The following is a 26684-nucleotide window of genomic DNA, read 5'->3' as shown; positions in this document are numbered from 1 at the left end:
GCATTTCCGTGCGACAATATTGTGCTTTATGCCCCCCTGGCAACTACTACATTCAACCTGCAGCCCTGCGCTGCGACAGCGTGACAGAACAATGAAAAAGACTAGTCTGGCAATCCTCGTGGGTGCTGCCCTGTGTATCGGTGGCGGCATCTGGTATTTCAATCATCAGCCAGGCAAAGCGGCCGGTGGGCAGGATGGCAAAGGGGGCAAGGGCGGGCAGGCGCCGACGACGGTGAGCGTGGTCGCGCCCGTGCGCCAGGATGTGCCGATGCTGCTGCAAGCCAATGGCAGCGTGATGCCGATCAGCAGCGTCGACTTGCACCCGCAGACGACCAGCACGATTACCAAGGTGCATATCCGCGAAGGCCAGTTCGTCAAGCAGGGCGAGCTGATGTTCACGCTGGACGCGCGCAGCGAGCATGCGAACGTCGACAAGGCGCAGGCGCAGGTCTTGCGCGACCGCGCCTCGGTGCAGGACCTCGAGCGCCAGCTCAAGCGCAACCAGGATTTGCTGAGCAAGAATTTCATCGCCCAGGGCGCCGTCGACACCCTGCAAAGCCAGCTCGACGCGGCACGCGCCTTGCTGGCCGCCGACCAGGCCGCCTTGCGCGCCGCCCAGGTCGACTCCAGCTACACCGTCCTGCGCGCGCCGCAGGCGGGCAGGGTGGGCGCCATCAATGTCTACGCGGGCAGCCTCGTGCAGCCGACCACGTCGCTGACGAGCATCACCCAGCTCGACCCGATCGATGTGGTCTTTACCTTGCCGGAAAGCAGCTTATCCGGCTTGCTGGCGGCGCAAAAGGCGGGCGAGGTGGCGGTCAAGGCGCTGTTGTCGGACGCGGGCGGCAAGCAGCTCGACGGCAAACTGAACTTTATCGACAATGCCGTCGATCCCGCCACGGGCGTGATCAAGATCAAGGCCCGTTTCAATAATGGCGGCACCGACTTGTGGCCAGGCCAGTACGTGAATACGCAGCTGACCGTGCGCACGCTCAAGGATGCACTGGTGATCCCGCAAAACGCCATCATCACGAGTACCGCCGGCACCTTCGTGTACTCGATGGAAGCGGACAGCACGGCCAAGATGCGCAAGGTTGCGCGCGTGTACGCATTCGGACCGAACGCCGTCGTCACCGGCCTGGCGGGCGATGAAAAAGTCATCGTCGATGGCAAGCAGAACTTGCGTCCGGGTAGCAAGGTGCGCCTGACGGAAAAACACAAGGCAGCCGATGGCGCCGCCGCAGCGCAGGGCAAGCCAGCATGAACCTGTCCGAACTGAGCATCCGCCGCCCCGTCATGGTGGTGCTGCTGTCCCTCTCCATCATCCTGGCCGGCGTGCTGGCCTACCTGCAAATTCCCGTGGCGGCCTTGCCGAGCTACAACACGCCCGTCATCAACGTGAGCGCCGACCTCGCTGGCGCCAGCCCGGAAACCATGGCCTCGTCCGTGGCTTTACCGCTGGAAAAACAATTTTCCACCATTTCCGGCCTCAGCCTGATCACCTCCACGAGTACCCTGGGCAATACCTCGCTGACCCTGGAGTTTGACGCCAGCATCAATGTCAACGAGGCGGCCGTCGACGTGCAGGCGGCCCTGCTGCGCGCGCAGCGCCAGTTGCCGACGGAAATGACGGACTTGCCGTCCTACCGCAAGGTCAATCCGGCCGATGCGCCCGTGCTGTTCATCCAGATGACGTCGCCCTCGCTGAACTTGTCTGACCTCAACGATTATGCGGAAAACCTGATCGCGCCGAGCCTGTCGACCTTGCCTGGCGTGGCCCAGGTCATCGTCAATGGCCAGAAGCGCTTTGCCGTGCGCGTGCGCGCCCGTGCCGACCTGATGAACGCGCGCAACCTGACGATGGACGAACTGGCCACCGCCTTGCGTACCTCGAACACGAATTCCCCGCTGGGCATCCTTGACGGACCGAGCCAGACCCTGACCATCCAAGGCAATCCGCAAATGATGAAAGCGGCCGATTTTGCCGAGCTGATCGTCGCCAGCCGCAACGGCCAGCCTGTACGCCTGAAGGACGTGGCCGAGGTGGAAGACAGTTTTCAATCGATCAAGGCCGTCGGCAGTTTCAATGGCGAGCGCTCGATCAGCCTGATGGTGCAGCGCCAACCGGATGCCAACACCGTGCAAGTGGTCGATGGCGTGCGCCGTTTGCTGCCGGGCTTCAAGGAGCAGCTGCCCCAGTCGATACAGATCAGCCTGGTCAACGACCGCTCGCTGTCGATCCGCGAAGCCATCCACGACGTGAATCTGACCCTGGCCCTGACGGTGGTGCTGGTCGTGCTGGTGATCTTTTTGTTCCTGCACCGCGCGGCCGCCACCTTCATTCCTGCCGTCACCATGCCGATCTCCCTGCTGGGCGCCCTGGCCCTGCTGTACTGGCTCGGCTACAGCCTCGACAACGTGTCCCTGCTGGGTATTACCTTGGCCGTCGGCCTCGTCGTCGACGATGCCATCGTGGTGCTGGAAAACATCGTGCGCCATATCGAGATGGGCAAGAAGCCGATACGCGCGGCGCTGGAAGGGGCGAAGGAGATGGGCTTTACCATCATCTCGATTTCAGTCTCGCTGGTGGCCGTGTTCATCCCCATCTTCTTCATGCCGGGCGTGATCGGCTTGCTGTTCCATGAGTTCGCCGTCGTCGTCTCGCTGGCCGTGCTGGTGTCCGCCGTCGTGTCACTGACCCTGGTGCCGATGCTGGCCAGCCGCTTCCTGCCCGCCGACTCGCGCGAACACAATGACAGCGACCCCAGTCATGGCGAGAAAACCTTTATCGGCCGCCATTTCGAGGCCGGTTTCACGGCATTGCGCAACGGCTATGTGCATCTGCTCGACAAGGCCCTGGCGCACCGCAACGTGGTGCTGTTCGTTGCCGTGTGTACCTTTGCGCTGACGGTGCTGCTGTACGCGACCATTCCAAAAGGTTTCTTTCCCGAGGAAGACCTGGGCCAGATCCAGGTGAATACGGAAGCGTCGGAAGACATCTCATCTGCGGCGCTGCAGGATTTGCAAGCGCGCGTGGCGGCTGTGCTCAAGGCGGACCCCAGCGTGCAGGACGTGACCTCGTTCGTCGGCGGCGGCAACACGGGCCGCATGTTCATGGTCTTGAAGCCGCGCAGCGAGCGGCCGAAAATGCCCGTGGTGCTGGAAAACCTGCGCCGCGCGGCGGGCACCGTGCCCGGCATGGCCGTGTATTTCCGGCCCGTGCAAAACTTGCAGCTGGGCGGGCGCCAGAGCAAGAGCCGCTACCAGTACACCTTGCAAAGCGTCAGTCCCGACGCCTTGAATGACTGGGCGGAAAAGTTTATTGCAGGCATGCGCACGGATCCCGCCTTCCGCGACGTGACCAGCGATTCGCAGATCAAGGGCTTGCAGGCATCGCTCCGGATCGACCGCGACAAGGCCAACCTGCTGGGCGTGCAGATGTCCGACATCCGCACGGCCCTGTACAGCGCCTTTGGCGAGCGGCAAGTGTCGACCATCTACTCGTCGGCAGCCAGCTATTACGTGATCCTGGAAGCGGCCACGGCAGACCGCCAGTATGACGATGCGCTCACGCGCGTGTCCGTGCGCAGCAAGACGGGCGAGCTGGTGAAGCTGTCGAGTATTGCCTACGTGGAACGCACGATCGGGCCCACGTCCGTCAACCACCAGGGGCAGTTGCAGGCCGTCACCATCGCCTTCAACTTGGCGCCGGACGTGCCGCTGGGTATCGCCACGGGCAAGATCGACGCGATGGCCAAGGACATGAGCTTGCCGGCCTCCATCATCACGCGCTATGGCGGCGACGCGGCCGTGTTCCAGAGTTCGCAATCGAGCCAGATCATCCTCATCATTGCCGCGCTGGGTGTGATCTATGTGCTGCTCGGCGTGTTGTATGAAAGCTATATCCACCCGCTGACCATCCTGGCCGGCTTGCCGTCGGCGGCCGTGGGCGCGCTGTTGACCTTGCGCCTGTTCGGCATGGACCTGACCATGATCGCCATCATCGGCATTTTGATGCTGATCGGTATCGTCAAGAAAAACGCCATCATGATGATCGACTTCGCCCTGCATGCGCAGCGCAACGAGGGGCTGGCACCGGCAGAGGCGATCCGCCAGGCGTGCATCCTGCGTTTCCGTCCCATCATGATGACGACGGCGGCAGCCCTGATGGGCGCCTTGCCGATCGCTCTGGGCCTGGGTGCCGGCGCCGAGCTGCGCCAGCCGCTGGGCCTGGCCGTGGTCGGTGGATTGTTGTTTTCGCAAGTGATTACCCTGTTCATCACCCCCGTCATCTATTTGTTCCTGGATAAGTACAGCGGCACGGGGCCGATGACGGACGAGCAACTGGTGGCGCTCGATAACAAGGCTTGAGTACTTGAGCACTTGCGTGACCCGTGACCGGCGTCCCCTTCCTGCGTGAATGGGGCGCCGGTTTTGTATGGGCAGTGATACATACGGTAACAACCGTCAAGGGAGGGCTCGGGTACTCTGGTTAGCGCTGCAAGGAATGTCGCTATCCTGTACGCTTCGGGTTGGAAAGGCCGAGGAAGTGTTCCCAAAAGCAAGGGACTCTGGCACTATGGCTGCCCTGTAATGTTATTTCTTCGCTACACAGAAAGCACGATTCATTTTGCATGACACGACCCATTTGTTGGCTGCCGATTCCGATGTTTGCCCCACCTGCGGGCAAGTAATCCAGCCACCACCGGCCTACGGGTCCAAGACCAGCACGACGCGCAAGGTGGCGCTCGGCGTGTCCGTCTTGCTGCACGTGCTGCTGGCGGCGTATGTCCTGTTTCGTAGCGACAAGATCGAAAAGATCCCGCCGCCGAAGAAGGAAAGCGCGATGGTCTACATCGCGCCGCTGAAAGACAAGCCGCAACCGAAGCCGCAACCGAAACCCACGCCGAAACCGAAGGACACGAAAGTGGCCAAGGTGAAACCGCCGCCGGCCCCGAGCAAGCGCGTGGTGACAAAAGACGTGCCGCGCGACAAGCCGAAACTGGAAACCTACACGCCGCCGCTGGTGTCGAAAGTGCCGTTGCCGCCACCGCCGGCTGAAGACATGAGCTCGATGATCGAGCAACGCCGCAAGCAGCGCGAGGCGCAAAATCCCGCGCCGCCGGCCGAGGAAAGCGAAAACGACCGCGCCATGCGTGTGGCCAAGGCGAATATCGCCGGCGCCCAGGGACGCAATGCCGGCAGCGACCGCGAGGATTCGGGCGGCGTGTTTTCCATCGTCAACCAGACCTCGTTCAGCGCGGAAGTCAAGTTCAAGGGCTGGAACGGCAACTTCAAGCGCAACTGGCTGAAGCAGGAAAAAGTAGAGCTGGGCAATGAGCCCGATATCGAAACGGCCATCATCAAGAAGATGATCCAGCTGATCCGTGCGGAAAAACCCGGTGATTTCGTCTGGGAATCGCGGCGCCTGGGGCGTAACGTCAACCTCAGCGCCAGGGTGGAAGACACGGCCGAGCTGAGCGCCTTCCTGCGCCAGGAATTCTTTTCGGAGAAACGGCCAGGGCCGGGACGGCGCTAGACGCCAGGACTCGCTGCAATAAAAAAGGCTGCGCCGTGTGAACGGGCAGCCTTTTTTTACGCAGCGTTGATTTCGATCAAGCCGGTTTGTCGGTTCCCGCTTCCGGCTCGACGTCGTCTTCCATGTCGATCAGTTCGACCATCTGGGCCGCGCCGTCTTCGCTGATGCCGGCCAGTTCCATGATCTTGTCGTTGGCTTCGTCGATGCCGATTCTTTTCAGGGCCGAGAACAGTTGCACGGTGAATGGGAAGCCGACGCCGTCTTCATCCACATAGCTGTCGAGCTTGGCTTTCGCCTGGCGCAAGGCATTCACGGATTCATTGCGGTTCAGCTTATCGACTTTCGTCAGGATGCAGTGGATCGGTTTACCCGTCGGGGCGAACCATTCCAGCATCTGGATATCCAGGTCGGTGAACGGGCGGCGCGAATCCATGATCAGGATCAAACCGGCCAACTGCTCGCGGCGCTGCACGTAGTCGCCCAGCAGGCGCTGCCAGTGCAATTTGGCCGAGCCCGAAACTTCCGCGTAGCCGTAGCCCGGCAAGTCGACCAGCAGGCATTCGATCTCTTCGACGATGGTGGCATCCTTGCGGTGCTGCGCCACGTGGGCGCCGCCGATGGAGAAGTAGTTGATGTGCTGGGTACGACCAGGTGTCTTGGAGGCGAACGCCAAGCCTTTCTGATTACACAAGATGTTGATGGCGGTCGATTTACCGGCATTGGAGCGGCCGGCAAAGGCGATTTCCGGCACCGTGGTATCGGGCAGGTCACGCAATTGGTTGACGGTCGTAAAGAAGCGGGCTTGCCAGAGTTTTGACATGGGAGTAGTAAAGCAACAAAAGGGAGCGATAAGGGAGCGATAACGCCAAGAAGCTATTGTACAATAAGGGGTTGTTTATTGTTGCCGGCGTAGCAGCGATGCGGCTTGCGGCCCTGAAAATAAAGCAAAAATCCACAGGGCGCGGCAATGTCCACCACTAATTTCTCACTGTCTCAGGGTGCCTGAATGAATCGTGCGTTTTCACCGTTGTTCAAATCCATGCTGCTCGCTTTGCTGGCTGTATCGGCAACTGCCTCCGCGGTCGAAGCACCGAAACCGGCCGTCAAGGCCGACGCTGCCAAGGGCGCTACCCTGTACGCCGATGGCGATGCGGCGCGCGGCTTGCCTGCCTGCGTCTCCTGCCATGGCGCGGCCGGCAATTCGACCATCACGGTCAATCCTAAGCTGGCCGGCCAGCACGAAAACTATATCTACAAGCAACTGGTCGACTTCACGACGCCGCAGCGCAACCAGCCTGTCATGACGACGTACGCCAAGATGCTCAGCGACGCCGACAAGAAAAATATCGCCGCCTACCTGGGCGCGCAGCTGTCCAAGCCGGGCGCCGCGAAAAACAAGGACACGATCGACCTGGGCAAGAAAATCTACCGTGGTGGCATTGCTTCCAAGCAAGTTGCCGCCTGCGCCAGCTGTCATGGCGCGACGGGCAATGGCATTCCCGTCCAGTATCCGCGCATCGCCGGCCAGCACCAGGATTACACGGTGGCCCAGCTGACGATGTTCCGCAGTACCAAGGCGGATGCCCGCAAGAACAGCGCGCAAATGCACACCATCGCCGCCCGCATGTCGGATGACGAGATCGCCGCCGTGGCCGATTACATCGCCGGCCTGAAGTAAGTTTTCATAGAGGCAAGAGATTGCCAGGCGCAGCAGCGCGCATGATCAAGGGCGGCCGTTTCAACAGGCTGCCTTTTTTTATGGCAGGGGCCAAACAGGAGTATGCTGCCGCCTTGCGCGGAGAAACTATCTGCTCCACGCCACATTTTCTTGAAGATTGCATATCCCGTATGAGTATTCACGTATGAGCACAGGCACGACCGGAATCGAGTTAAAGACCCAACGCCGCAGCCTGGCTGAATTCGTCGAGCTGGTCTCGTCGATGCGCTTTGCCATCAGCCTGCTGACCCTGATCGCCGTCGCATCCATCATCGGCACCGTGCTCAAGCAAAACGAGCCCATGCCCAATTATGTCAACCAGTTCGGTCCGTTCTGGTTCGCCGTTTTCGACAAGCTGAGCCTGTATTCCGTGTATTCGGCCTGGTGGTTCCTCGTCATCATGGGCTTCCTCGTCGCTTCGACCTCGCTGTGCATCGTGCGCAATGCCCCGAAGATGCTCAAGGATATGCGCAGCTGGCGCGAAACCGTGCGCGAACAATCGTTGCGCAATTTCCACCACAAGATGGAGTGGCAGGCGCCGCTGCCGCGCGCCGTGCTGGCCCAGCAGATGGTGATGCGCCTGAAAGACAGCGGCTACGCGGCCAAGGTGGTCGAGAAGGACAACGCCACCCTGGTCGCCGCCAAGCGGGGCGCGGCCAATAAATGGGGCTATATCTTTGCCCACGGCGCCATCGTCATCATCTGCGTGGGCGGCTTGCTCGATTCGGAAATGCCGATCCGCGTACAGCAATGGTTCTTCGGCAAGACGCCATTTTCCGGCAGCGGCGTGATCGCCGATATTCCCGCCCAGCACCGTTTGAGCCTGTCGAACCCTACTTTCCGCGGCAATACCATGATCCCGGAAGGCTCGTCGAGCAACACGGCCATCATTCCCCAGGCCGATGGCGTGCTGATCCAGGATTTGCCGATCACCATCCTGCTGAAGAAATTCCATATCGATTTCTACAGCACGGGCATGCCCAAGCTGTTTGCCAGCGATGTCATCATCACCGACCATGCAACGGGCGAGACTTTCCCTGCCACCATCAAAGTCAACCAGCCGCTGCTGTACAAGGGCCTGGCCCTGTACCAGTCCAGCTTTGAGGATGGCGGCAGCAAGCTCAAGTTGACGGGTTTTCCCATGACGGGCAAGACGACGAAACGCTTCGATATCGGCGGCGAAGTGGGCGGCAGCACGCCGCTCGAGCGCAGCGATGGCAATTCCTACACGGTGGAATGGTCGGGTTTCCGTCCGTTTAACGTGGAAAACCTCAGCGCGGGCCAGGATGTGCGCGCCGTCAGCAAGGCGGAAAGTTTCAACGAGAAATTCTCCGTCGGCCTGGACAAGCGCCTCGGCTCGGCCGCGAAGAACGCGAATAACAAGGATCTCAAGAACGTCGGTCCCTCGGTGCAATACAAATTGCGCGACAAGACAGGCCAGGCGCGCGAGTACCAGAACTACATGCAGCCCGTCACCGTCGATGGCACGACGGTGTTCCTGGCCGGCATGCGCGTCAACCCCAGCGATCCGTTCAGCTATCTGCGCATTCCCGCCGATGACAATTACAGCGTGAACGAATGGATGCGCTTGCGTGCCGCGCTGCAAGATCCCGCGCTGCGCCAGCAGGCGGCCACGCGCTATGCGGCGCGCGCCATGCCGCAGGCGAACGCGGAAGCCTTGCGCGGCCAGTTGCAGGAATCGGCCGCGAAAAGCCTGGGCATCTTTGCCGGCAATGGACAAGAGGGCGGTTTCCTCGCCATTTCGCGTTTCCTGGAGAAAATTCCTGCCGCCGAGCAAGAAAAAGCGGCCGATATCTTCATGAAAATCTTGAATGGCAGCCTGTGGGACTTGTGGCAGGCGGCGCGTGCCCAGGATGGCTTGAAAGCCATCGAGGCCGATGACAAGCACGGCCGCTTCCTGCAGCTGGCCACGAATGCCTTGTCCGACAGCTTCTTCTATGGCGCACCCGTGTATCTGCAGCTCGACGACTTCACGGAAATCAAGGCGTCTGTATTGCAGGTGACGCGTTCGCCGGGCAAGAGCGTCGTCTACCTCGGTTGCCTGTTCCTTGTGATCGGCGTATTTTCCATGTTCTATATCCGCGAGCGCCGCCTGTGGGTGTGGATCAAGGATGGCGAGGGCGGCAGCGAAGCGTTGATGGCCATGAGCACGCAACGCAAGACGCTGGATTTTGAAAAAGAATTTGAGACTTTGAAGGCAAAGCTGCCGCAATCGGCGTAAGCTGCGCTGAGTTGGATTGGCTGAGTTTCGGGACGCTGTGGCGTTGCCGGGAATGGAGAAAATGATGGAATTGGCAAACAAGCAAATATATACGCAGGAACCAGGATTTTTCAAGCGCCTGAGCCTGATCGATTGGCTCTATGGCGCCGGCTTGCTGGCCGCCTCCCTGGTCGGCCTGATGCGTTTTGGCGCTTTCATGGATATCTATGAAAAAGCCATCCTGCTGGCCGCGGCGCCCACCTTCGCGTGGCTGGGCTGGTACTGGAAGCCCGTGCGCTGGCTGATCCCTGTGGCGGCCGTGCTGTCGCTGTTCGCCATCGAGCTGTACGCGGGCCACCTGGAGATGGCGAACCAGAAATTTTTCCTGAAATACATCTTGTCGAGCCAGTCCGCCATCCTGTGGATGGGCACGCTTTTCGTGCTGTCGACCCTGTTCTACTGGATCGGCCTGGTGGCGCGCTCGGAATTCGGCTCGTCCGTCGGCTCCCTGCTGTGCTGGGCCGGCGTCGTGCTGGGCCTGACGGGCATGCTGGTGCGCTGGTACGAGTCTTACCTGATCGGCGCCGACGTGGGCCATATTCCCGTGTCGAACCTGTATGAAGTGTTCATCCTGTTTTCCCTGATCACGGCCATGTTCTACCTGTACTACGAGCAGCATTACGCGACGCGCCAGCTGGGCGCCTTCGTCATGCTGGTCATTTCGGCGGCCGTCGTCTTCCTGATGTGGTACACGGTCACGCGCGACGCGGCCGAAATCCAGCCGCTGGTGCCGGCCCTGCAAAGCTGGTGGATGAAGATCCACGTGCCGGCCAATTTCATCGGTTACGGCACGTTTGCCCTGTCGGCCATGGTGGCGGCAGCCTACCTGCTCAAGTCGAGCGGCTACCTGGTCGATCGTTTGCCGTCGCTGGAAGTGCTCGACGACGTCATGTACAAGGCCATTTCCGTCGGCTTCGCTTTCTTCACGGTAGCGACCATCCTGGGCGCCTTGTGGGCGGCCGAAGCATGGGGCGGCTACTGGTCGTGGGACCCGAAAGAAACGTGGGCGCTGATCGTCTGGCTCAACTATGCAGCCTGGTTGCACATGCGCCTGATGACGGGCTTGCGCGGTCGCGTCGCCTCGTGGTGGGCGCTGGTGGGATTGCTGGTGACGACCTTCGCGTTTCTAGGCGTCAACATGTTCCTTTCTGGTCTGCATTCTTACGGAAAACTTTAATGACAGAAGCGTCATGAACGGCCCGGAAAAACTGGTGTAAGGTATATCCAATCACCTTTTTCCGGAGCCGCCATGTTGATCAAGCGCAGTCCCAACGGCATTGAGTTGCCGTATTCTTCCGAAATCACGCCCCGTGCCGTGTTTGAATCGCGCCGCAGCTTCATCAAGCAAGTGGCGCTGGGCTCGATGTCCAGCGCGGCCTTGCTGGAAATGGCCAGCCGCGAAGCGTTCGCGCAAGGCACCAATCCCAAGCTGGCCGCCAAGCTCAATCCCGCCTATTCGGCGCTGGAAAAGCAGACGGCCTATAAAGACGCCACCAGCTACAACAATTTCTACGAATTCGGCACGGACAAGAGCGACCCGGCGCAAAACGCGGGCACCCTGCGCACGCGGCCGTGGACGGTCAGCATCGAAGGCGAAGTCAAGAAGCCGATGACCCTGGACTTCGACGCGCTGCTGAAGCTGGCGCCGCTGGAAGAGCGCGTCTACCGCCTGCGCTGCGTGGAAGGCTGGTCGATGGTCATCCCGTGGGTCGGTTATTCCTTCTCGGAAATCATCAAGAAGGTCGAGCCGACGGGCAATGCCAAGTACGTGGAATTCATCACCCTGGCCGACAAGAAGCAGATGCCGGGCGTGGGCAGCAGAGTGCTGCAGTGGCCCTATACGGAAGGCTTGCGCATCGATGAAGCGAACCATCCGCTGGCGCTGCTGACCCTGGGCATGTATGGTGAAACCTTGCCGAACCAGAATGGTGCGCCCGTGCGCATGGTCTTGCCGTGGAAATATGGTTTCAAGTCGGCCAAATCCATCGTCAAGATCCGTTTCGTCAAGGAACAGCCGCGCACTTCCTGGAACCTGTCGGCGCCGTCCGAGTACGGTTTTTATTCGAATGTGAACCCGAACGTCGATCATCCGCGCTGGTCACAAGCTTCCGAGCGGCGCATCGGCGAAGACGGTTTTCTCGCACGCAAGCGCAAGACCCTGATGTTCAATGGCTACAACGATGTCGCTTCCTTGTACGCAGGCATGGACCTGAAGAAGTTCTTTTAAGGAAAGCCCATGGCCATCAATCCCACGAGCAGGCAGTTGTCATTGCTGAAAAGCCTGATCTTTTTGCTGGCGCTGCTGCCATTTGGACGCATGGTCTGTCTGACGTACACGGGGCAACTGGTGGAGCCGCTGGAGTTCATCACGCGCGGCACGGGCGACTGGACCCTGTATTTCCTGTGCATCAGCCTGGCAGTAACGCCCTTGCGTCGCTTTACGCAATGGAATTGGCTGATCAAGCTACGGCGCATGCTGGGCCTGTTCGCGTTTTTCTATGCGGCGCTGCACTTCACCACGTTTTTATGGTTCGATCACTTTTTCGATGTGCAGGAAATGTGGAAGGATGTGCTCAAGCGGCCATTCATCACGGTAGGCTTTATCGCCTTCGTCTTGCTCATTCCGCTGGCCATGACGAGCACGAACGGCATGGTGAAACGCCTGGGAGGCAAGCGCTGGCAGTGGTTGCACCGGCTCATCTATATCATCGCCCCCCTGGGCATCCTGCACTTCTGGTGGATGAAGGCGGGCAAGAATAATTTCGCGCAACCGATCCTGTTCGGCAGCATCGTCGCGCTACTGCTGCTAATACGCGTTTATTTCGCCTGGAACAAGCGCGAGAAAAGCGCCAGGGCAGCCAAGGCTGCCACCCCGGTACGCTCGACTTAGGTTGCCGGCACGATCACCGGTGGCGGCGGCACGGGCGCCGGTTCGGCGGGGCCTTTGGCTGGCGCGCCCTTGGCCGCTGGCGGCTTGGGCAGGTACAGGGGACCGGGCTGGCCGCAGCCGGCCAGGACGCTAGAAACCACAATGGCGGTGCCGATATAAAACGCTGAGGATGACTTCACGATTAGAATCACGGTTTGATTAAGATCTTTGGAGTGTAGCATGAGCGAATCGGAATTCCTGGCCCTGGCCGAAGCCACCCTGACCCAGATCGAGGCGGCGCTGGACCGGCTGAACGATGAAGACGTGCTCGACGTCGAATGCAGCCGCAGCGGCAATGTGCTGGAAATCGAATTCATCGATAACGGCACGAAAATCATCGTCAACAGCCAGGCCCCCATGCGCGAAATGTGGGTGGCCGCCCGTTCCGGCGGTTTCCACTACAAGCGCGTGGGCGACGAGTGGATCAACACGCGCGACGGCTCGGAACTGTTCGCGGCCCTGTCGGCCATGGCCAGCGAGCAGGCGGGTGCGCCGGTGGTCCTGAATTAATTCTGACTGCCGTGGCAATAAAAAAAGGGCAGCCTTTGCAGGCTGCCCTTTTTTCTTGTGGAGGCGTAGGTCGGATTAGCGCGCAAGCGCGTAATCCGACAACATGGTTGGCGCGAGCGCCGGAGTGGTGTCGGGTTACGGCCTGCGGCCTAACCCGACCTACGGTTTAAAACAACTCGTTCTTCACGGCTTCTTTCGCTTTCTCTTCCTCCGGCGTGCCGCGCGCCGCGCCTTCCAGGCTGCCTACGCCCGTGCCCGGTGGATTTTCAGCATAGTAATACTCGTCGCCCACGTGGATCAGGCCTTCCGGCACGGCGCGTTCCTCGACGGGAATGCTCTTCAGGGCTTTCGCCATGTAGCTGATCCAGATCGGCAAGGCCAGGCCGCCGCCCGTTTCGCGGTTGCCCAGGTTGCGCGGCTGGTCATAGCCGATCCAGGCGATACCGACCAGCTTGGCCTGGTAACCGGCAAACCACGCGTCGATGGAATCGTTGGTCGTGCCCGTCTTGCCGGCCAGGTCGGGGCGCTTCAATGCCATGGCTTTATTGGCCGTACCGAAGCGCACGACGTCGTTGAGCATGCTGTTCATCATGAAGGCATTGCGCTCGTCGATGACCCGGTTGGCTTCCTCGCCCGCCAGGTCCGGCTTGGCTTGCGACAAGACATTGCCGTCGCTATCGGTGACCTTGGCGATCAGATACGGGTTGATCTTGTAGCCGCCATTGGCGAACACGGCGTAGGCGCCGGCCATCTGCAGCGGCGTCACGTTGCCGGCGCCCAAGGCCAGGGTCAGGTATGGCGGGTTCTTGTCCGCGTCAAAGCCGAAGCGCGTCGCGTATTCCTGGCCATACTTGGCGCCGATCTTGTGCAGGATGCGGATGGAAATCATGTTCTTCGATTTCATCAAGCCCTTGCGCATGGTCATCGGGCCATCGTATTTGCTGTCGTAGTTTTTTGGTTCCCACGCCTGGCCGCCCGTCTGGCCAGCGTCGAACGAGATCGGCGCATCGTTGATGATGGTGGCCGGCGACAGGCCCCGTTCCAGCGACGCGGAATAGATGAAGGGCTTGAAGGCCGACCCTGGCTGGCGCCACGCCTGCGTGACGTGGTTGAACTTGTTGCGGTTGTAATCGAAGCCGCCCACCATGGCGCGGATGGCGCCGTCCGTGGTGCTGGCCGAGACGAACGCCGATTGCACTTCCGGCATCTGCGTCAAGACCCAGGCATTGCCTTCTTGCATGACGCGGATCACGGCGCCGCGCTTGATGCGGCGGTTCGGCGCCGCTTTTTCCGACAGCCAGGCCGCGCCGAAGGTCAGGCCGGGGCCGGTAATGGTGATTTCCTCGCCGGCCGAGGTGACTGCCTGCAACGATTTGGGTGACGCCTGCAGCACCATGGCGGCGATGATGTCGTCGCTGTCCGGATGGTCGGCCAGTTCCGTTTCGATCGCGTCATCCGCTTCGGCCTTGGTTTTCGGAATCTCGATATACGCTTCGGGGCCGCGGTAGCCGTGGCGTTTCTCATAATCCATCACGCCCTTGCGCAAGGCGATGTAGGCGGCGTCCTGGTCCGCCTTGGTGATGGTGGTGTAGACGTTCAGGCCACGCGTATAGGTGTCTTCCTTGAATTGCTCGTAGACCAGCTGGCGCGCCATTTCCGACACGTATTCCGCATGCACGCCAAAGGCGCTGCTGTCGGTTTTCACTTTCAGCTCTTCATTCTTGGCTTCCGTGTATTGCTCTGGCGTGATGTAGCCCAGCTGCGCCATGCGTTGCAGGATGTATTGCTGGCGCATGCGCGCGCGTTTCGGATTGACGACGGGGTTGTAGGCCGACGGCGCCTTCGGCAAGCCGGCCAGCATGGCCGCTTCGGCCACGGTCAGGTCCTGGATGTTCTTGCCGAAATAGATTTGCGCGGCCGAGGCAAAGCCGTAGGCGCGCTGTCCCAGATAAATCTGGTTCATATACACTTCGAGAATCTGATCCTTGCTGAGGTTTTTCTCGATCTTCCAGGCCAGCAAGACTTCATACGCCTTGCGTTTCAAGGTCTGTTCGCTGGACAGGAAGAAATTGCGCGCCACCTGCTGCGTGATGGTCGAGGCGCCTTGCTTGGCGCCGCCCGTCAGGTTGTGCAGGGCCGCGCGCGTGATGCCCAGGTAGTCGACGCCGCCATGCTCATAAAAGCGGTCATCTTCGATGGCCAGCACGGCTTTCTTCATGACATCGGGAATATCCTTGATGTGCACCATGTTGCGGCGCTCTTCGCCGAACTCGCCGATCAGCACACTGTCGGACGTGAACACGCGCAGCGGCATCTTGGGCTTGTAATCGGTCAAGGTATCGAGCGCCGGCAGGTTCGGATAGGCCATGGCCAGGCCGAAGACCACCAGCAGCACGCCGACGATGCCCAGGCCCAGCAGCGATGCCAGGGCCATCAGCAGGAAACGTTTGGGTTTGCTGCCCTTGGTGGGCGGCTTCGAGCCAGCGGGGCCAGCGGATTTTGAAGATGTCATGCGTCGTATGTCTTTCGGTTAATTATGCCGGCCAATTATAAGCGAGCTTGCCGGGGTGGCAGCGCGCCGTGGCGCTTGCCGGGGGAGTGTCGAAACTTGCCGATACTCTATATAAGCGTGTATTGGCCCGCTGGCAACCAGGATTTGGTAACAATTATCCTGCGCCAGATCACGGCCCCGCCAGATAGGCGCCGCGCGCCGCAGACACGAGCGTGAAATCCATTTACAAGCCAGCGCTGCCAGGACTAGGCTTTTGGATGGCAGGACCTCCTTCCACGCTGACGTTTCTCTATGAAAAACATGTCCATCAGTAGTTTTCTTGGCACCGGCTTGCTGGGCGTCGACATCGCGGACGATGCCGTGCGCGTGGTCGAGTTGAGACGCCGGCGGGGGAAACTGTCGTGCCGGCATTGCGGCAGTTCTGCGCTGGCAGCAGGGGTGATGCTTGAAGGCAATATCGAAGATCTGCAGGGCCTGGCCGATGCCGTGCGCCAGGCTTATCGCGACAGTGGCAGCGGCTGCACCCGCGTGGCGCTGGCCATGCCGGCCACGGCCCTGATCACGCATGCGATCCGCCTGCCTGCCGGGTTACCGGAGGAGCAGCTGGAAATCCTCGTGGAACTGGAGGCGGCGCAATACATGCCGTTTCCGCTGGAAGACGCCAGCCTGGATTTTTTCATTCTCGGACCCGCGCCGCCGCTTGCCGGCCAGACCGGCAGCGAGATCGACGTGCTGCTGGTGGCGGCGCGGCGCGCCAGCGTGCAGCGCCGTCTGGACGCGGCCAAGGCAGCCGGCTTGACGCCCGTCATCATGGATAGCGAGGCGCTGGCCTTGCAGGCGGCGCTCGCGCAAGGTGGCTGGCAAGCCTTGCCCGACGGCGGTCTGAGCTACCAGTTGGCCTGGGGCCTGGCTATGCACCGGTACGCCCGATGAAAGCCGTGGCGGAAGTGCCATGTATCAACCTTTTACCGTATCGCCAGGCGGCACGCCGCAGGCGCGTTCAGTGGCTGTTGTGGCAACTGGCGGGCGGGGCGCTGCTGGGATTGCTGCTGGCCCTGGCGGCCGGCGCCTGGCTGCAGTACCGGCTTGACGCGCAGCTGCGCCGCCAGGAGGACTGGCGTCATGCCATGCAGCAAGTCAATGCCGTCCTCGCCGCCGGCAAGCGGGTGCAGGGGGAGACAGGGACGCTGCTGCGGCGTCAGCAAGCCATTGCCAGTTTGCAAGAGCAACGCAATGCCTGGGTGCGCATGCTGGCGGCCCTGGCCCAGGCGATGCCGGCCGGCGTGGCCCTGCACGGTGTGCACCAGCAAACAGCGATGGTGCGCCTGCAAGGGCAGGCTGTGTCTCAGGACAAGGTCGCGGCACTGTTGTTGGCGCTGGAGCAGGCCGCGCCCTGGTCCCGCCCGGAAGTGCTGGAAGTGCGCGGTGTGGCCGATGGCGCCGTGGAATGGACGATACGGCTGGCTTTGGCACCCTAATCCAGGAGGTTGATCATGCTGAGCTTGAAGACAGCGTCGCTGTGGCCGCTACCGGTGCGTCTCGCTTGCGCCGCCTTGGCCGGTGCGCTGGTGGCCACGCTGCTGCACCTTGCATGGCTGGCTGGACTGATGACTGCCGTGCAGGTGGCGCAAAGTGAGTCGGCTCGCTTGCGCGCCGACTATCTGTCGGCGCAGTCCAGGGCGAGCCAGTTGCCGCAGTGGCGTGCGCAGCAGCGTCAGGCCGGCGCCGAGCTGGCCCTGCTGGAACAGCAATTGCCCGATCAGCAAGCGATGGCGGCGCTGTTGACGGACATTAACGCCGCAGGCCAGTCGCGTGGGCTGCAATTTTCACTGTTTAAGCCGGGTGTTGCCCGGCCGCAAGCACCGTATGTCGCCTTGCCGATCGCCATACAGTTGCGCGGCGGTTACCACGCCATGGGCGCGTTGCTGGCGGACCTGGCACGCCTGCCGCGCATCGTCACGGTGCACGAGCTGGTCTTGACCCTCGGCAAGGATCGCTTGCTGACCCTTGACGCCGTGCTGCAGGCGTATCGCTTGCCCGAAGCGGGGGAGCTGGCGGCGCAAGCGGCATTGCCGCCCAAGGCGGGCGCGCCCGCAGTAACACCAACTTGGCGTCCGCTTGCCGCTGTCGCGCCGCATCCCTACGAGGCGGCTGCCTTGGCCGATCCATTTAATGCCTTGCCGCCGACGCCCGTGTCCGCTCAGCAGGGCGGTGTGGCGGGGCCCGACCCGCGGCGAATGCGCGAACCGCTGGAAAGCGTGGCCTTGCCCGCCATCAGCATGGTGGGCAGCGTGCAACAGGACGGGCGCCTGAGCGCGCTGCTGCTGGCAGGCCAGCGCGTGTACCGGGTGACGGTGGGCCAGTACTTGGGGCCGGACCACGGCCAGGTCACGCAAATCAATGAACAGGCGCTGCAGTACAAGGAGTTGCTGCAGGACGGGGGAGGCGGGTGGCGCGAGCGGCGCGGCAGCCTGTCGTTGAGCAAGGCGGGCGACGCCAAGGCCAGCCTGCCCGAGGCGGCGCCATGAGGCCGCCCTGCATGCTCCTGGCCGCCATGCTGTGTCTGCATGCCGGCGGTCTTGCCCAGGAAGCCGTGGTGCAGGTGACGGCGCCGCGCCTGTATGCGGGCGACAAAATCTCCGTCGATTTCCAGAACGTGGGCGTGCGTGCGGCCTTGCACATCCTGGCCGATGCGTCGGGGCAAAACATCATCGCCAGCGACAGCGTGGCGGGCAATGTGACCGTGCGCCTGCGCGACTTGCCGTGGGACCAGGCGCTCGACGTGCTGCTGCAGGCCAAGGGCCTCGACATGCGGCGCAATGGCAACGTGCTGTGGATCGCGCCGCGCGAAGAAATCCTCGCGCGCGAAAAACTGGAGCTTGAAACGCGCGCGCAGATCGCCGAACTCGAGCCCTTGCAGTCGGCCATCTTCCAGCTCAATTACCAGAAGGCCGAAGCGTTCCGTACCGTGTTCGGCCTGGACGCGGGGGAAGGGCGCAGCCGGCTGCTGTCGCGCCGTGGCAGTGTGCTGATCGAGCCGCGCACGAATCAGCTGTTCATCACCGACGTGCCGGCGCGCCTGGACCAGATCCGCCAGCTGATCGCCAGGACGGATATTCCAACGCGCCAAGTCATGATCGAGGCGCGCATCGTCGAGGCGAACGACAGTTTCAGCCGCAACCTGGGCGCGCGCCTGGGTTTTACGGACCAGCGCCTGGCTGCGGGCCAGTTGCCCGGCTTTTCCCTGGGCGGCAGCGGGCGCCGCGCGGCCATCGGCGGCAGCTACCAGGGCGTAGGCGAGGCCACGGGGCAAACGGTAGCCGGCAGCGGCGCCTTCGTGCCGAACACGCAATTTGTCAACTTGCCGGCCGCCAGCATCAATGGCTTGCAGCCGGCCAGCTTCGCCCTGAGCCTGTTTTCGGCGGCCGCCAACCGCTTCCTGAACCTGGAATTGTCCGCGCTGGAAGCCGATGGCCGGGGCAAGATCATTTCCAGCCCCCGCGTGGTGACGGCCGACAAGGTGCTGGCGCTGATCGAGCAGGGCATTGAGCTGCCGTACCAGGTGGCCACCAGCAGCGGCGCCACGTCGATCACGTTCCGCAAGGCGAATCTGCGTCTGGAAGTGACGCCGCAGATCACGCCGGATGGCAACGTGGTGCTGGAAGTGGACGTCAACAAGGATAGCGTGGGCCAGGAAACGCGTTCCGGCTTCGCCATCGACACCAAGCACGTGCGCACGCAAGTGATGGTGGAAGACGGCGGCACGGTGGTGCTGGGCGGCATTTATCAGCAATCCGAACGGGGCACGGACAGCAAGGTGCCGATTCTTGGCGACATCCCCGTGCTCGGTGTTTTTTTCCGCAGCACGGGCCGCAGTCAAGAAAAAACGGAACTAATGGTGTTTATTACGCCGAAAATAGTGGCAGATCAGCCAGCAACACGTTAATGTCACATCTTTACGTTTAAGTAACAATGCACACGAAAGCGGACTGATGGCGACTATGCGGAATGTATCTTGGGGCAACACTTATTGGAGTCGGGTATCGAATTGGCTGGCTTTGCTGGTCATTGGCTCTGTACTGGCCGCGTGTGGCGGCGGTGGCGGTGACCCGACCATCGATGGCGGCAATGGTGGTGGGACGACGGGCGGCGTGGCCGCGACGGTGACGGTGAGCCTGTTGAACTCGGCCGACCAGCCTGCCAGTACATTAAGCAGCACCACGCCGTTGACGGCCAAGGCGCTGGTGCTCGATAAAAATGGTGCTGCGGTCAGCAATGCGGTCGTCACTTTCGCCTCCGACGCCACACTGGTAACGTTGTCATCGACCAATGGCACGGCGCTGACGGACCTCAAGGGCTATGCCAGCATCACCGTCTCGGCCTTGAACGCCACCGTTGCCGGTGCGGGCAAGCTGACGGCGACTGTCGCGGCAGGCACCGCCACGATTAGCGGCGAAGCGAGCTATGCAATTAAAGCGGCCCAGGCATCTGGCGCCAAAATGACGCTTTCCTTGCTGAACGGCAATAGTGCCAGCAATACCTTGTCGAGCGCCACGCCGCTGACAGCCAAGGCACTGGTGACCGATTTAAACGGCAAGCCAATCACCAACGCCCTGGTCGCGTTCTCCACTGACAACACCTTGGCCGTCATGTCGTCATCGGTGGGAACGGCACTGACCGATGCGACAGGCACGGCCAGCGTCACGCTGCGGCCATTCAGCCTGTCCGCCAGCGGCGCAGCCACTTTGCAGGCGACGACGACGGCCAATGGCGCCGTCGCCAGCAGCCAGATCAATTATGTGCTGGGAGCCACCGATCTGATAGCGAGCAACATGCAGTTTTCGCCCGCCAGCATCCCGGCCTATGGCACCACCAACGTCACGGTTGATGTCATGGCTGGCAGCAGCCTGTACACGGGATCAGGCCAGACGGTCAATTTCAGTTCGACTTGCGTGCAGGCCGGCAAGGCTAGCGTGACCAGCGGCGTGCCGGTAGTCAACGGCAAGGCTACGGCTGTTTTCCGCGACCTGGGCTGCAATGACTACGATATGGTCAATGCCACAGTGATGGGCAGCGCTTCCATGTACCACGCGACGCTGCCGATCGGCCGTGTCGCGCCGGCATCGGTACAATTTTCCAGCGTCAGTCCGGTAGGCAAATCGATCGTGATTCAAGGGCAGGGCGGCATAGCGCGCACGGAAATGGCCACGCTGACTTTCCGCGTATTCGATACTTTCAACAAACCGCTGGTCGGCCAGGAAGTGACGTTTTCGTTGTTGAACGGCCCTGGCATGACGCTCAATAAACTGAAAGACACCACGGATGCCAACGGTGACGTCATCACCACCGTCAATTCCGGCACCACCCCGACCACATTCCGCGTCAAGGCCAGTCTGGCCTCTGGCATTTCCACCTTGTCCGATTCCATCCTGGTAACGACGGGTTTGCCTGTGCAAACGGCGTTTTCGCTCAGCTCCGTCAAGTCCAGCGTGGAAGGCTGGTCGTATGACAGCCCCGTAGGCACCCCTGCCACGACCGTCACTATCTTGCTGGCAGATCAAGCGGGCAACCCCGTTCCTGACGGTACGCCGGTAGTATTTCAGAGCAATTTGGGCGCCATCGGCTCGTCCAGCATGGGCGGTTGCACCACCATGAACGGCGGCTGCTCGGTCGACTTCCGCAGCCAGAACCCGCGCGAGGCGACCAGTCCGCCGGTCACGCCCTGCAATGACGTCAGCCATGGCGGCACGCCCGACAGCTTGTGGCCAGGCCTGGCAACCGTCTGCGCCAGCACTTCGGACGGCAGCAAGACGTTATTTGCGAAGATCGCCATCTTTTTAAGCGACAGCCATCCTGACAAGGTTATCCTGACGAACGACGATAGCAGTGTCGCTACCCTGAATCGTGCGGAGTATGACCTGGGTTCCCGGTCGGCGAGCCTGCCCCGCACATTCCGCCTGCTGATCAGCGACCTGCATCAGAATCCGATGCCATCCGGTAGCACGGTGACAATCACGAATGCCGTCAATGGGCAAGTTTCTGTGTTGCCGGCGACAGTGCAAAATATCTACCCGCACAATATTGCTGGTGTCGATGACAGGACTGGCAACAACATCAAGGGTAACCAGGGCAGCCTGCATACCGTTACAATTAACAGTATGACGCCGACCAATTGTGTCGCCGATGTAGTCAATACGTTTAATGTGACAGTGACGACGCCGCTGGGCAACGCCACCAGTTACCCGTTTAGACTGACATTCTCCTGTCCTTGACCTGCGGGGGGGCGGGGGCCGTCGAGGGCGGCCCCCGTTATTTTCTGATTGATTGATATTAAAAGTGTCCGAAATTTCCAACAGTAATATTTTCCTTGTCGGCCTCATGGGCGCAGGCAAAACCACGATCGGGCGCATCCTGGCCCGCAAGCTGGGCTTGCGCTTTGTCGATTCCGACCACGAAATCGAGGCACGCACGGGAGCGACCATCCCGTGGATCTTTGAAATCGAGGGCGAGGCCAGCTTTCGCCGGCGCGAGGCCGAGGTCATCCGCGACCTGAGCGCCCAGGAAGGCATCGTCATGGCCACGGGCGGCGGGGCCATCCTCAATGCCGACAGCCGCGCCTATCTGAAGGAACGGGGCACGGTCGTGTACCTGCGCGCCAGCGTCAGCAACATCCTCGCGCGCACCAGCCATGACAAGAATCGTCCCCTGCTGCAGACGGCCGACCCGCGCAGGAAGCTCGAAGAGCTGACGGCGCAGCGCGAGCCCCATTACATGGAAGTGGCCGACATTGTCATAGACACGGGCCGTCCTAACGTACAATCGATGGTCCAGACCATCCTGATGCAGCTGGCCAGCCTCGAATGCGAGGCCTCGCCCAACTGCGTCATTCATGCAGAGCCTTCGATGAACGAGCAATCCAAAATGTTGTTGAGCGTAGACCTCGACGAACGCAGTTATCCGATCGCCATCGGTCCTGGCCTCCTGGCCGACGCCGATGCGCTGCTGCGCCATATCAGCGGCCACAAGGTGGCCATCGTCACCAATACCACCGTCGCGCCGCTGTACCTGGGCCGCCTGCAGGCGGCGCTGGCCAGCGATGGCCGCGAAGTGATCAGCATCGTTCTGCCGGACGGCGAAGAATATAAAAACTGGGCCAGCCTGATGCAGATCTTTGACGCGCTGCTGGCCAATAAATGCGACCGCAAGACCACCCTGGTGGCGCTGGGCGGCGGCGTGATCGGCGACCTGACCGGCTATGCGGCGGCCAGCTACATGCGCGGCATCGGCTTCGTGCAGGTGCCCACCACCTTGCTGGCGCAGGTCGATTCCTCCGTCGGCGGCAAGACGGGTATCAACCACCCGCTGGGCAAGAACATGATCGGCGCCTTCTACCAGCCGCGCGCCGTGATCGCCGACACCTCGACCCTGGAAACCCTGCCGGCGCGCGAGCTGTCGGCGGGCCTGGCCGAAGTGATCAAGCATGGCGCCATCATCGACGCGGCGTTTTTCGACTGGATCGAGGCGAACATGGCCAAGCTGATGGCGCGCGACAAGGGCGCCCTCGCGTATGCGATCGCCCGCTCGTGCGAAATCAAGGCCGACGTGGTGCGCCAGGACGAGCGCGAAGGCGGCTTGCGCGCCATCCTGAACTTCGGCCACACCTTCGGCCACGCCATCGAGGCGGGCCTCGGTTATGGCCACTGGCTGCACGGCGAAGCCGTCGGCTGCGGCATGGTGATGGCGGCCGACCTGTCGTGCCGCATGGGCTATATCGACCAGGCGGCCGTCGAGCGCGTGCGCAAACTCGTCGCCGCCGCCGGCCTGCCGGTCAAGGCGCCGGACCTCGGTGTCGAGCGCTGGCTGGAACTGATGGAAGTGGACAAGAAGAACGAGGGCGGCGCCATCAAGTTCATCCTCTTGCAACCGCTGGGCAGCCCGAACATCACGTCCGCGCCGCACGAACTGGTGCTGGCCACCTTGGCCGCCGGAGTGCAATAGCCATGACTCCCGAAGACTTCCTTTCTCCCTATGCAGCCCATTCGGCACAGGGCCAGGGACGTCGCTTTGCCGAGGCGCCGCACGCCTCGCGCAGCCAGTTCCAGCGCGACCGCGACCGCATCATCCATTCCTCGGCCTTCCGCCGTCTCGAATACAAGACGCAGGTTTTCCTCAACCACGAGGGAGACCTGTTCCGCACGCGCCTGACGCACAGCCTGGAAGTGGCGCAAGTGGGGCGCTCCATCGCGCGCAACCTGCGGCTGAACGAAGACCTGGTGGAAGCCATCGCGCTCGCGCATGACCTGGGCCACACGCCGTTCGGCCACGTGGGCCAGGATGTGCTCAACGAGTGCATGCAGGAGCATGGCGGCTTCGAGCACAATCTGCAAAGCCTGCGCGTGGTCGACACGCTGGAAGAGCACTACGGCGCCTTCGATGGCTTGAACCTGATGTTCGAGACGCGCGAAGGCATCCTGAAACACTGCTCGCTGGCGCATGCGCGCGAGCTCGGTCCCGTGGCGCAGCGCTTCATCGACCGCACGCAACCGACCCTGGAAGCGCAGCTGACCAACCTGGCCGATGAAATCGCCTACAACAGCCATGATATCGACGACGGCCTGCGTTCCGGCCTGATCACAATCTCCCAGCTGGAAGAGGTGGAATTCTTCGGCCGCCTGTGGCGCGACGTGCAGCAGGCGTTCCCCGGCCTGTCGGGCCGGCGCGCCATCTATGAAACCCTGCGCCGCCTGATCACGGCCCTGGCCGACGATCTGATCGTCACCTCGACCGGCCTGATTGCCGATGCCGCGCCGCGTGATGTGAGCGAAGTGCGCGCCAGTGCCCCGCTGATCCGTTTTTCGGACGCCATGCGCAAGGACGCGACGGACCTGAAGCGCTTCTTGCGGGCGAACCTGTATCGCCACTATCAGGTCAACCGCATGCGCGTCAAGGCCAGCCGCATCGTGCGCGAACTGTACGACAGCTTCATGGCCGAACCGGCCCTGCTGCCGCCCGACTATCAACTCAAGGATGGCGACGTCACGCAACAGGCGCGCAAGATCGCCGACTACATCGCCGGCATGACGGACCGCTACGCGATCCGCGAGCATCGCAGGCTGTATTCTTTGGATGAATTGTAGGTCGGGTTAGCCGGAACGGCGTAACCCGACAGCTCCACCGTCCCTGCCAACAATGTTGTCGGATTACGCGCGGCCTTGCCGCGCTAATCCGACCTACTCCGCATTGTCGATCCTGTCAATTGGCATGATCATCTAGGTCCCCGCACTATCATCCCAATATCCCCGCAGCGCCTTCTTTTCTATCATGGCAGCAAGTCAACAAGGGCTTGCCGCCCATAGTCAAGGAGAGTGTCATGATTGAATCGCGCCGCAGTTTCTTGCGCGCCTTGCCAGCCGTAACCATCGGGGCGGCCATCGCGCCGCTGCCCGGCAAGGCGGCCACGAAGGGCGAAGGCGGCCAGCGCTGGGCGATGGTGGTCGACGTGCAGAAGTGCATCGGCTGCCAGGCTTGCACGGTCTCCTGCATCATGGAAAACGCCGTGCCGGAAAACAGCTTCCGCACCGTCGTCTCGACCTATGAAGTGAAGGAAGAGAACCGCTGCGGCACCTACATGCTGCCCCGCCTGTGCAACCACTGCGCCAATCCCCCCTGCATTCCCGTCTGTCCCGTGGGCGCCACCTTCCAGCGCAAGGATGGCGTCGTCGTCGTCGACGGCGACCGCTGCGTGGGCTGCGCCTACTGCGTGCAAGCGTGTCCGTACGACGCGCGCTTCATCAACCACGAAACGGGCAAGGCCGACAAATGCACGTTCTGCGCGCACCGCGTCGATGAAGGCTTGCTGCCGGCCTGCGTGGAAACCTGCGTGGGCGGCGCGCGCATCTTCGGCGACCTCAATGACCCGGAAAGCCTGGTGCACCAGCTGCTCACCGAGAACAAGGTGAAGGTGCTCAAACCCGAGCAGGGCACCCAGCCCCACGTGTTCTACCTGGGACTGGACACGCGCTTCGCCGGCCACGTCGAAGGCGAAGCGACTCTTTGGCAACCGAGCAAACACGGGAAATAAACCATGGACAGCCACATCACCGAAATTGTCAACGTCACGCGCGAAGCGGCATGGCTGCCGTGGGCGGTGCAGTATTTTTTCCTCATCGGCCTCAGTTACGGCAGCTTCATGCTGACTTTGCCGTACTTCGTCTTCGGCCGCAAGGCGTATGAACGCCTGGGGCGCATCGCGCTGCTGGCGTCCCTCGTCTGCGGCATGACGGCGCCCGTGGCGCTGCTGGCCGACCTGCACGGGCCGGGGCGCTTCTACCATTTCTACATTTACTTCCAGCCGCAGTCGTGGATGTCGTGGGGTTCGTTCTTCATTCCCCTGTATCTGGGTTGTCTGATGCTGTACGCGTGGCTGGCGCTGCGCGTGGACTTCGCCACGCGGGGGCAGAGCAAGGACCGTCTCGCCTTTGCCTATCGATTGCTGGGGCGCGGTGGCGCCGTCTCGCGCAAGGCCATCGTCACCGCCGCCGCCTGCACCTTGCTGGCCGCCTTTGTCGTGGGCCTGTACACGGGCATGGAAGTGATGGTGGTGCGCGCCCGTCCCCTGTGGTTTACGCCCTTCCTGCCGGCGCAATTTGCCGCCACGGCCTTTGTCGGGGCGGTGGGCCTGGCGCTGTTGTTCAACCGTTTCCTGCCGGGCCGCGACCAGACGCTGGAAGTATCGCTGAACCGGGCGCTGGCCCTGTCGCTGGCGCTGGTGCTGGCCCTGGGCGGCGGCTGGCTGTTCGTCAGCCTGTCCGGCGTGAGCGCCAGCCACAGCATGGCATTTACGCAGGTGGCCGGCATGCCGCAATGGCAGTTCACGGCCGTCTGGGCCGTGCTGTCGGCCATCGTGCCGATGGCCCTGGCCATCTGGCGCCCGGCCACGAGTGGCCTGGTCAACGGCCTGATCGCGCTGCATAGCGCCTGGATGATGCGCTGGACGATTTTCATCGGCGGCCAGACGATCCCGAAAACGGGCGCGGGCCTGTATGACTACCACCTGCCGATGGGGAACGACGGCTTGATGGGGATTATCGGCACGGCGGGCCTGTGGATCGCGCTGCTGTTGCTGATGCTGGAATTTTTGCCATGGGCCGGGCGCATGCTGCGCAACCGTCCCGCCATGGCCACGTACTGAGGAGT

General features: G+C 61.9%; 20 protein-coding genes and 1 pseudogene. 18 read left to right on the top strand and 3 right to left on the bottom strand.

Annotation, left to right across the window (positions count from 1 at the left end):
- Positions 1 to 91: 91 nt before the first annotated feature.
- From GYK42_RS00265 to GYK42_RS00255, 3 genes are all read left to right on the top strand, one after another.
- A complete protein-coding gene (locus tag GYK42_RS00265; RefSeq protein ID WP_166445915.1) occupies positions 92 to 1264 on the top strand; it encodes an efflux RND transporter periplasmic adaptor subunit in 1173 nt (390 codons plus the stop codon).
- Complete coding sequence (locus GYK42_RS00260; protein WP_058049476.1) at positions 1261 to 4371, top strand: efflux RND transporter permease subunit; 3111 nt, start codon at positions 1261 to 1263, stop codon at positions 4369 to 4371. The genes GYK42_RS00265 and GYK42_RS00260 overlap by 4 nt, the downstream gene beginning before the upstream one ends.
- A 259-nt stretch (positions 4372 to 4630) precedes the next feature.
- Entirely contained in the window at positions 4631 to 5539 is a 909-nt protein-coding gene (locus tag GYK42_RS00255; protein WP_046681672.1) for a hypothetical protein, read from the top strand.
- A gap of 76 nt (positions 5540 to 5615) precedes the next feature.
- Here the strand turns inward: GYK42_RS00255 and yihA are convergent, their stop codons facing one another.
- Entirely contained in the window at positions 5616 to 6359 is a 744-nt protein-coding gene (gene yihA / locus GYK42_RS00250) for a ribosome biogenesis GTP-binding protein YihA/YsxC (protein ID WP_166445914.1), read from the bottom strand.
- Positions 6360 to 6545: 186 nt separating this feature from the next.
- On the opposite strand from yihA, the gene GYK42_RS00245 reads away from it, so the two are divergent.
- The 5 genes from GYK42_RS00245 (at position 6546) to GYK42_RS00225 (ending at position 12427) form a co-directional block, all read left to right on the top strand.
- Positions 6546 to 7217 (top strand): c-type cytochrome, encoded by a 672-nt coding sequence (locus GYK42_RS00245; protein WP_166445913.1) that lies wholly within the window; start codon positions 6546 to 6548, stop codon positions 7215 to 7217.
- 184 nt (positions 7218 to 7401) lie between these two features.
- Entirely contained in the window at positions 7402 to 9498 is a 2097-nt protein-coding gene (locus tag GYK42_RS00240) for a cytochrome c biogenesis protein ResB (protein WP_166445912.1), read from the top strand.
- A 64-nt stretch (positions 9499 to 9562) separates the two neighbouring features.
- Positions 9563 to 10714, top strand: coding sequence for a c-type cytochrome biogenesis protein CcsB (ccsB, locus tag GYK42_RS00235; RefSeq protein ID WP_166446224.1), 1152 nt, complete (start codon positions 9563 to 9565; stop codon positions 10712 to 10714).
- 72 nt (positions 10715 to 10786) lie between these two features.
- Entirely contained in the window at positions 10787 to 11764 is a 978-nt protein-coding gene (gene msrP / locus GYK42_RS00230) for a protein-methionine-sulfoxide reductase catalytic subunit MsrP (protein WP_166445911.1), read from the top strand.
- Positions 11765 to 11773: 9 nt separating this feature from the next.
- Positions 11774 to 12427 (top strand): sulfite oxidase heme-binding subunit YedZ, encoded by a 654-nt coding sequence (locus GYK42_RS00225; RefSeq protein ID WP_166445910.1) that lies wholly within the window; start codon positions 11774 to 11776, stop codon positions 12425 to 12427.
- On the opposite strand, the gene lptM is transcribed toward GYK42_RS00225, so the two are convergent.
- Positions 12424 to 12606: an LPS translocon maturation chaperone LptM gene (lptM, locus tag GYK42_RS00220; RefSeq protein WP_166445909.1), complete on the bottom strand. Its 183-nt coding sequence runs from the start codon at positions 12604 to 12606 to the stop codon at positions 12424 to 12426. The two genes, GYK42_RS00225 and lptM, sit on opposite strands and share 4 nt — an antisense overlap.
- A gap of 40 nt (positions 12607 to 12646) precedes the next feature.
- On the opposite strand from lptM, the gene cyaY reads away from it, so the two are divergent.
- Positions 12647 to 12976, top strand: a complete 330-nt coding sequence (cyaY, locus tag GYK42_RS00215; protein WP_166445908.1) for an iron donor protein CyaY — start codon at positions 12647 to 12649, stop codon at positions 12974 to 12976.
- Between the two features lie 166 nt (positions 12977 to 13142).
- Here the strand turns inward: cyaY and GYK42_RS00210 are convergent, their stop codons facing one another.
- Positions 13143 to 15488, bottom strand: a complete 2346-nt coding sequence (locus tag GYK42_RS00210; protein WP_046681678.1) for a penicillin-binding protein 1A — start codon at positions 15486 to 15488, stop codon at positions 13143 to 13145.
- Positions 15489 to 15788: 300 nt separating this feature from the next.
- On the opposite strand from GYK42_RS00210, the gene pilM reads away from it, so the two are divergent.
- The 9 genes and pseudogenes from pilM (at position 15789) to nrfD (ending at position 26679) form a co-directional block, all read left to right on the top strand.
- The gene (pilM, locus tag GYK42_RS00205; protein WP_166445907.1) at positions 15789 to 16421 is read left to right on the top strand and encodes a pilus assembly protein PilM; all 633 of its coding nucleotides are present in this window, start codon (positions 15789 to 15791) and stop codon (positions 16419 to 16421) included.
- Positions 16418 to 16966: a PilN domain-containing protein gene (locus tag GYK42_RS00200; protein WP_166445906.1), complete on the top strand. Its 549-nt coding sequence runs from the start codon at positions 16418 to 16420 to the stop codon at positions 16964 to 16966. Before pilM ends, GYK42_RS00200 begins: the two co-directional genes overlap by 4 nt.
- A gap of 15 nt (positions 16967 to 16981) precedes the next feature.
- Positions 16982 to 18016 (top strand): pilus assembly protein PilP, encoded by a 1035-nt coding sequence (locus GYK42_RS00195; RefSeq protein WP_166445905.1) that lies wholly within the window; start codon positions 16982 to 16984, stop codon positions 18014 to 18016.
- A 92-nt stretch (positions 18017 to 18108) separates the two neighbouring features.
- Positions 18109 to 19434: pseudogene (locus GYK42_RS00190) on the top strand (type IV pilus secretin PilQ); the annotation flags it as partial.
- Positions 19435 to 19546: 112 nt separating this feature from the next.
- Positions 19547 to 21760, top strand: a complete 2214-nt coding sequence (locus tag GYK42_RS00185) for an Ig-like domain-containing protein (protein ID WP_166445904.1) — start codon at positions 19547 to 19549, stop codon at positions 21758 to 21760.
- A gap of 106 nt (positions 21761 to 21866) precedes the next feature.
- On the top strand, positions 21867 to 23486 hold the full coding sequence (gene aroKB, locus GYK42_RS00180; RefSeq protein ID WP_166446223.1) for a bifunctional shikimate kinase/3-dehydroquinate synthase AroKB: 1620 nt from the start codon (positions 21867 to 21869) through the stop codon (positions 23484 to 23486).
- 2 nt (positions 23487 to 23488) lie between these two features.
- Positions 23489 to 24625, top strand: a complete 1137-nt coding sequence (locus GYK42_RS00175; RefSeq protein WP_166445903.1) for a deoxyguanosinetriphosphate triphosphohydrolase — start codon at positions 23489 to 23491, stop codon at positions 24623 to 24625.
- 233 nt (positions 24626 to 24858) lie between these two features.
- The gene (gene dsrO / locus GYK42_RS00170) at positions 24859 to 25569 is read left to right on the top strand and encodes a sulfate reduction electron transfer complex DsrMKJOP subunit DsrO (protein WP_058049488.1); all 711 of its coding nucleotides are present in this window, start codon (positions 24859 to 24861) and stop codon (positions 25567 to 25569) included.
- A gap of 3 nt (positions 25570 to 25572) precedes the next feature.
- Positions 25573 to 26679, top strand: a complete 1107-nt coding sequence (gene nrfD, locus GYK42_RS00165; RefSeq protein WP_166445902.1) for an NrfD/PsrC family molybdoenzyme membrane anchor subunit — start codon at positions 25573 to 25575, stop codon at positions 26677 to 26679.
- Positions 26680 to 26684 lie beyond the last annotated feature (5 nt).

Source organism: Janthinobacterium lividum, assembly GCF_011601275.1.
Classification (GTDB): Bacteria; Pseudomonadota; Gammaproteobacteria; order Burkholderiales; family Burkholderiaceae_D; genus Janthinobacterium; species Janthinobacterium lividum_E.
Note: the sequence above shows the minus strand (reverse complement) of the source record. Positions and strands in the feature narration are given on the sequence as shown.